A 6716-nucleotide genomic window follows, 5' to 3' on the forward strand; every position below is an offset into this window, starting at 1 on the left:
CCCTGTGAGCTCGGCATCTACACCCGCGAAGCGGTGGATGTCAGCGGTCCGGCCGAGCAGGTGATGGAGAATATCGCCAGCGCCACCCGCGAAATCCTGGCCATGGGGAAAATGCCCGTGGGCATCGGCGGCGAACACTCGGTCACCTGGGGCATCATCAAGGGCTACCTGGATGCCGGTATCACCGACTTCGGCGTGGTGCAGATCGACGCCCACGCCGACCTGCGCGACCGCTACGAAGGCCACAAGCACAGCCACGCCAGCGTCATGCGCCTGGTGTGCGAGGCGGGTATACCGCTGTTCCAGCTGGGCATCCGCGCCTACTGCGAAGAGGAGATGGAAGCGCGCAAGCAGTACAACGTCGGCTACCTGGATGCGCACCAGCTGGTACCCACCCAGGTGCAGTCGTTTGAACTGCCGGAGAACTTCCCCAGCAAGGTGTTCTTCACCCTGGATATCGACGGCATGGACCCGTCAGTCTTCCCGTCTACCGGCACTCCGGTGCCCGGTGGCCTCGGCTGGTACCAGACGCTGAACCTGTTCGAGTCGGTGGCAAAACAGCGGCAGATCATCGGATTCGACCTGCTGGAGTTCGCTCCCATCGAAGGCTTCCACGCCTACGAGTTCGGTGCCGCCCACCTGTTGTACAAGCTGATGGGCATCGTTCAGCGTAATCAGCGCTGAAATCAACCAGCCGGTTCGGCGCCATTGCCGCCAAACCGGCTCCCCTCTGCCGGGTTGCTGGCACCCAAAGTTACCACCAGACTTTTCCACACCCTGTGGATAACCTCTGTGGCGGGCTGACAATTCTTAACGCTGAAGCGGCCGCGGCACGTAGCGCCTCCCCGGAAATGCGGTTATTATTTGTGCAATAGTTAGTACTCGCTCGCAGGGGGATTCCATGAACAAAGCGGTAAAATTCCTTTTGTTCGGAACAGGACTTGTCGCGCTTCTCTCATTTGCCTTTGCGGCACCAGCGGATGCGCACTCAGGCCATCGCGGCCACCACCACGGTCACGGCTACTGGGGCCCGCGCTTTCACGGCCCGCGTATCGGCATCGGCCTGACGGTACCCATCCTCCCGGCCGGTTTTGTGAACGTCGCCGTGGGGGGGGTGCCCTACTACTATCATGGCGGTTATTACTACCGCCCGGCCCCCGCCGGATACATGGTGGTGAATGCGCCCCTCGGCGCGGCGGTACTGACGCTGCCAGCGAGTGCGGTGCAGGTGCAGGTTGGTGGATTTACCTATTACCAGTACGGCAGTTCCTACTACCAGTGGCAGCCGCATATGGGCCGCTATGTGGTGGTACCGCAGCCGGCGACCGTTGTGGCGAGCGCGGCGCCAGTGGCCGCAGCCCCGGTGGTGGGCGCGACCCAGCCGGGTTACGCACCGGGTCAGGTGGTGGATAACCTCCCAGTGGGATACACCGCGGAAGTGATCAACGGCATCCAGTACTACCGCTATGGCGGCCACTACTTTATGCCCACCCAGCGCGACGGGCGCGAGGTGTATGTGGTCGTTCAGGTCTGACCCAACACAGTACCAGTGATCCCGGTAATGGATCAGAGGCCCTCGGCGGCCAGTCCGTGATAACGGGCGAAATCGCCGAGGGCCTTGTTGTATCCGGCCAGCAAAGCGCTTCCGGGTGGCTCCCGCCAGTGCAGGGCCTTGGTCCGAAGTAGTCCCGCTTCCCGATCCGCCTTCAGGTCCACTACTCCCGCAAAGCCTTCCCGGTACAGGATTGGCAGGCAGAAATAGCCAAACTTACGCCTGGGCCCCGGCACGTAGCACTCCAGCTGGTAGTCGAAGCCAAACAGCCGCTTCAGGCGTTTGCGCTGCAGTACCAGCGGGTCGAACGGTGACAGCAAGCGCACTTTGCGCGGCACCGCAGGCAGCTCCGATTCGATATCTGCCGACAGTACCAATTCCCTACCCACTGCTATCAGCTCACCGGTTTTCAGCATCGCCTGTACCGCTTTCGCCACCGGCTCCCGGTCGTGTTTGCGCAGGTAGCTGATCTCTTCCTCGCGGCCCAGTCCCTGGGCCCGCAGAAAGCTGCGCACCAGATGGCGCCCGTATTCGGTTTCGCTGGCCGCGGACGTCATTACATTCGAGGGCAGCAGTCGCTCCGGCAGGTCGAATACCTTCTGGAAGCCCTCCCGGTGGCTCACCATCAGCTCGCCCTCGTGAAACAGCTGTTCCAGCGCTTTTTTCTCCTCGCTCCAGCTCCACCAGCCGCCCTTGGCGCGCACAAAATCACTGGCCTTCAGCGGGCCCTCGGCGCGGATGCGGTCCAGCACGAATCGGCACAGTCTGGCGTTCTTTGCGAACCAGTGTTTTTGCCCCTCGCGGATACGATCCATACGGACGCGCGCGAAGCGGTAGTTATCCACAGGCAAATAGGCAGCGGCGTGGGACCAGTATTCAAAAACCTGCCGCTCGCGCTCGGCGCTTTCCAGCGCGCCAGTCAGCTTTGCCTCCCGCAGCCGCGGCAAGCGGACATGCAGCTGGTGCAGATGGGCCCGGGTGATCACCTGAATCGCATCCAGCTGCAGCGTGCCCAGATGCCCGATCAGGCCTGCGATGTCTCCACTCCAGGGGCTGTGTACATACTGGCGCGCCAGTACCAGCGCGCGAGCGCGGTCGGCTGGCAGTGAGTGCGCTTTGGTATAGGCTTTCAACTGCTGATGCGTCCGTTAATCAGTTTGCGATGGCGAAAGAGCGGATCACTATCCCCTCACGGGCGATCCGGTTCAAGTTCGGCACAGCGAGAAAATAATCGGAAAAACATGGAGAGTTGAATGAGCGGCAACACGCGCCATGGCCCCGCAAAAATTACCCGCTGGTTCGCCGCACTCTGCCTGGTTCTCGCGAATATCGCCGTTGCGGAGAACTTTCCACAGGGGCGCTGGGTAGACCTCTCGCACGACTTTGCCGACGACACCATCTACTGGCCCACCGCCGACAAGTTTGCCAAGACCACCGTGTTCGCCGGTGAAACCGACAAGGGCTATTACTACTCCGCCTACAATCTGGCCGGCGCAGAGCATGGGGGCACCCATGTGGATGCTCCGGTGCATTTCAGCCGCGATCATTTGTCTGTGGACAAGATCCCGCTGGAACAACTGATCGGCCCCGGGGTAGTAATCCGCGTGGCGGACCGTATCGGCGAGGACCGCAATTACCGGATCACCGTCGCCGACGTCGAGCGCTGGGAAGCCCGGCACGGCAATATCGAAAAAGGTAGTATCGTGCTGTTCGACACCGGCAGCGCGCGCTTCTGGCCGGACCCGGTGAAATATATGGGTACCGCAGAGCGCGGTGAGAAGGCGGTGGCAAAGTTGAATTTTCCGGGCCTATCGCCGGAGGCGGCACAATTTCTGGTGGAAAAGCGCGGGATAAAGGCGGTGGGGCTGGATACGCCGAGCATCGACTACGGCGCGTCGCGCCTGTTCGAAACCCACCGCACCCTGTTCGCCAAGAATATTCCGGCACTGGAAAATGTCGCCAACCTGACGGAACTGCCGGAAACAGGCTTCACGCTGATTGCGCTGCCGATGAAAATCCGCGGTGGCAGCGGTGGCCCGACACGGGTTGTCGCATTCGTGCCAGAAAAATAACCGCCATTCAGAGAGAAGCGGCGGCCTGCAGCGTGGCGGTTTGCGATTGCCGCTGGGCCAGGGTGAGATACAGTACCTGATAGGTGGCCGGCAGGCCGGCTTCACTGCGCTGTTGCTCATACGCTTCGGTGAGTTTGCGCAGTTTCTCCCGACTCAACAGCCCCTTGCCCGCGTCGCGATTGACGTTGTGGGCACCGATACTTTTCAGTTCACGCATCAGGGTCTTGATACTGTCGAAGTGCAGTACGCGCTGCTCTGTCGTCACCGCACAGTCCAGGCGGTTGTGCTCGCAGGCACGCTGCCACTCCTCCGCCGGCAGGAAGCGATTGACGTGAACATTGTCATCCACCGCCGCCCAGCTGCTCTCCAGTTCCCTCAGGGTTCCCGGCACCAGGGTGGAAATCAGTGCATTGGCGCCCGGTGCCATCACGCGGCGGATTTCCGCAAACAGTTGCGGCAGGCGATAGCACCACTGCAGCGCAAAGCTGGAAAACACCAGATCGATACAGCCGTCCGCCAGCGGCAGCTGCTCCGCATCCGCCGCCACATAACCGTTGCTGACCGGGCGATGGGCGCGGGCATAACTCAGCATTTCCGCGGCCAGATCCAGCGCGATGATTTCCGCATCCGGGTAGCGCTTGCGCAACAATTCACTGCCGTAGCCGGTGCCACTGCCGAGATCGAGAATCCGTTTCGGCGAACCGTTGTCACCAGCCTGGTTCAGCGGCTCGCGCTCGAGCAGTTCCCGGCAAACGGCACGCTGCAGATGGGCGGCGGCGTCATAGCTTTCTGCAGCGCGCCCAAACGCGCGCGCCACAGAGGTTTTATCCATCGGCGCAGGTTGTCCGCGCTCGCGCCCGGCAAAGCCGGTTACGAGTGCGGCGATCTCTGCCGGGCGGCTCAGATGCGGACAGTGTCCCGCAGCAGATATTGCCTTCACCTCGCAGCCCATTTTTTCAACCTCTGTTGCCGCCGCCAGCGGCACCAGGGCATCGCCCTCACCGAAAATATGCAAAGCCGGAATCTTCAGCGCGGGCAGCACGGTGCGGTTGTCGAGGCTGCCGAGACTTTCCAGCGCATTGCACCAGCTGCCCGGAATGGATGGTGGCTGCCAGACCTTGAGGATTTTCAACAGCCCGCGCATTTCAGAATCACCGCGGGCTTCCAGACCGCAGAACCGCTGCCAGTTTTTTTCCGGTTGCTCGCGCTGGGCATTACGGAATTCCGCAAATACCTCCGCGGGCATTCCCGGCCATCCGTCGCGCGCGACAAAACTGCCGTTGGCGGCGATGGTGACCAGGGCGCGAACCTTTCTGCTGCGTGCGGCAAGCTGCACCGCCAGCATGCCCCCCAGGGACCAGCCCAGCAGCAGGCAGTTCTCCGGCAGCTGTGCGTCCAGCTGTTCCAGCAATTTTTCTGTTGCCGGCCAGGGTTCCTGCGCGCGCACGCCGAAGCCCGGCAGATCAAGCGTCACTGTCTCGGCAAAAAAACCGCGCAACTCCTGAAGCAGCGGCTGCCAGCAGCGGGAATCACCACCCCAGCCGTGGATCAACGCCATATTCATACCGTCACCTCCACCGCTGCGAGTGCGCTCATCAGTGCCTGCAACATGCCGTCGATCTGCGCCTCAGTGTGGGCCGCGGAAACGGTAATGCGCAGGCGCGCGGTGCCCGCCGGTACCGTGGGCGGACGTATCGCGCCGACGAGATAACCCAACTGCTGTAACTGCGCAGCAACCGCCAGCACCGTTTTTTCACAGCCGAGCACCAGCGGCTGTATCGCGCTGGTGGAATTTTCCAGCGGCAGTTGCAACTGCGCCGCGCGCTCGCGGAAATACTGGATGCGTTTGTTTAACGTCTGCCGCAGTGGCAACTCCTGCATCAGCTCCAGCGCCCTCAGGCAACCGGCAGCCAGCGCCGGCGGCATGCCGGTGGTGTAGATATAGGTGCGCGCAAACTGGGTAAGGTAGTCGATCAGTGCCCGCGAACCCGCGACAAATGCACCGCCGTTACCGGCCGCTTTGCCGAGGGTCCCCATAACGATGGGCGCCGTATTCTGGTCGAGCCCCGCGGCAGCGGCGCTGCCGGCACAGGGAAAAAACTCACTCCCCATGACGCCAAAGCCGTGGGCTTCGTCCACCATCAGCCAGGCGTCGTAGTGTTTACACAAGGCGGCCATCGGCGCGAGTGGCGCGGTATCGCCGTCCATGCTGTAGACGCCGTCCACCGCCAGCAGGATTTTGCCGTTTCCCTTGGCGCGCGCACGCTGCAGCTGTCGTTCCAGCCCAGCGAGATCGTTGTGGGCAAAGCGCAGAAACTCGGCGCCACTGATACGCCCGCCATCGATCAGCGAGGCGTGGTTGAGCTTGTCCTGAACCACAAAATCGCCGCGCCCGATCAGCGCGTTGATTACACCCACGTTGGCCATATAGCCGCTGCCAAACAGCAGCGCAGCTTCGCGGCCGGTAACCTCGGCGATCTTGTCTTGCAGTTGTTGATGAATGCCGAAATGGCCGTTGACCAGATGGGAAGCGGTAGCGCCGGCGCCGAGCGCCGCGCCGCGCTGCTGGGCGGCAATCACTTCGGGATGGGTGGCAAGACCCAGGTAGTCGTTGCTGCTGAAGGTGACCAGCTCACGTCCATCCACCATGGCCACCGGCCCGGGGGCGGCGGCGAGGGTTTTATGACTGCGGTACAACTGCTGCGCCCGGCGTTCCGCCAAACGCGCGTCGAGAAAATCCTGAAGACTGGTCACAGCATGATTCACAACGTTTTAAAGCTTACGCCTTGGCGGCGTCGTAAAAGAACGGATCGTTTCGCTGTTCGGTAATCTGCGCCTGCAGTCCCGCTGCCACTGACGATTCGTCTTCGTACTGCTGGTACTCCTCCGGCTTGATGCCGAGGCGCGCGAACAGCTGCATATCCTTGTTGGCTTCCGGGTTGGCGGTGGTTAGCAGTTTTTCCCCGTAGAAAATCGAGTTGGCACCGGCGAGGAACGCCAGCGACTGCATCTCGTCGTTCATGGATTCGCGACCGGCAGACAGGCGCACGTGGGATTTCGGCATCATGATGCGGGCCACGGCGATGCAGCGG

6 protein-coding genes and 1 pseudogene are annotated in these 6716 nt (G+C 62.0%); 3 read left to right on the forward strand and 4 right to left on the reverse strand.

Annotation, left to right across the window (positions count from 1 at the left end; genetic code table 11):
* Nucleotides 1-684: agmatinase (speB, locus tag VIL80_RS04370; RefSeq protein WP_332034932.1), on the forward strand; the 684-nt coding region annotated here is incomplete at its 5' end.
* Between the two features lie 217 nt (nucleotides 685-901).
* On the forward strand, nucleotides 902-1534 hold the full coding sequence (locus tag VIL80_RS04375) for a DUF6515 family protein (protein ID WP_332034933.1): 633 nt from the start codon (nucleotides 902-904) through the stop codon (nucleotides 1532-1534).
* A gap of 32 nt (nucleotides 1535-1566) precedes the next feature.
* Here the strand turns inward: VIL80_RS04375 and VIL80_RS04380 are convergent, their stop codons facing one another.
* Nucleotides 1567-2685: a winged helix-turn-helix domain-containing protein gene (locus tag VIL80_RS04380; protein WP_332034934.1), complete on the reverse strand. Its 1119-nt coding sequence runs from the start codon at nucleotides 2683-2685 to the stop codon at nucleotides 1567-1569.
* 120 nt (nucleotides 2686-2805) lie between these two features.
* On the opposite strand from VIL80_RS04380, the gene VIL80_RS04385 reads away from it, so the two are divergent.
* The gene (locus tag VIL80_RS04385) at nucleotides 2806-3624 is read left to right on the forward strand and encodes a cyclase family protein (RefSeq protein WP_332034935.1); all 819 of its coding nucleotides are present in this window, start codon (nucleotides 2806-2808) and stop codon (nucleotides 3622-3624) included.
* A 7-nt stretch (nucleotides 3625-3631) separates the two neighbouring features.
* On the opposite strand, the gene bioC is transcribed toward VIL80_RS04385, so the two are convergent.
* From bioC to VIL80_RS04400, 3 genes and pseudogenes are all read right to left on the reverse strand, one after another.
* On the reverse strand, nucleotides 3632-5188 hold the full coding sequence (bioC, locus tag VIL80_RS04390; protein WP_332034936.1) for a malonyl-ACP O-methyltransferase BioC: 1557 nt from the start codon (nucleotides 5186-5188) through the stop codon (nucleotides 3632-3634).
* Complete coding sequence (bioF, locus tag VIL80_RS04395; RefSeq protein WP_332034937.1) at nucleotides 5185-6378, reverse strand: 8-amino-7-oxononanoate synthase; 1194 nt, start codon at nucleotides 6376-6378, stop codon at nucleotides 5185-5187. Before bioF ends, bioC begins: the two co-directional genes overlap by 4 nt.
* Nucleotides 6379-6403: 25 nt before the next feature.
* Nucleotides 6404-6716, reverse strand: a pseudogene (locus tag VIL80_RS04400) (biotin synthase BioB); the annotation flags it as partial.

The organism is Microbulbifer sp. (genome assembly GCF_036563125.1).
Classification (GTDB): Bacteria; Pseudomonadota; Gammaproteobacteria; order Pseudomonadales; family Cellvibrionaceae; genus Microbulbifer.

Coding starts and splice junctions, on each gene's coding strand:
- bioC (WP_332034936.1), bottom strand. CDS start 5,188: ATGAATATGGCGTTGATCCACGGCTGGGGTGGTGATTCCCGCTGCTGG.
- VIL80_RS04375 (WP_332034933.1), top strand. CDS start 902: ATGAACAAAGCGGTAAAATTCCTTTTGTTCGGAACAGGACTTGTCGCG.
- VIL80_RS04385 (WP_332034935.1), top strand. CDS start 2,806: ATGAGCGGCAACACGCGCCATGGCCCCGCAAAAATTACCCGCTGGTTC.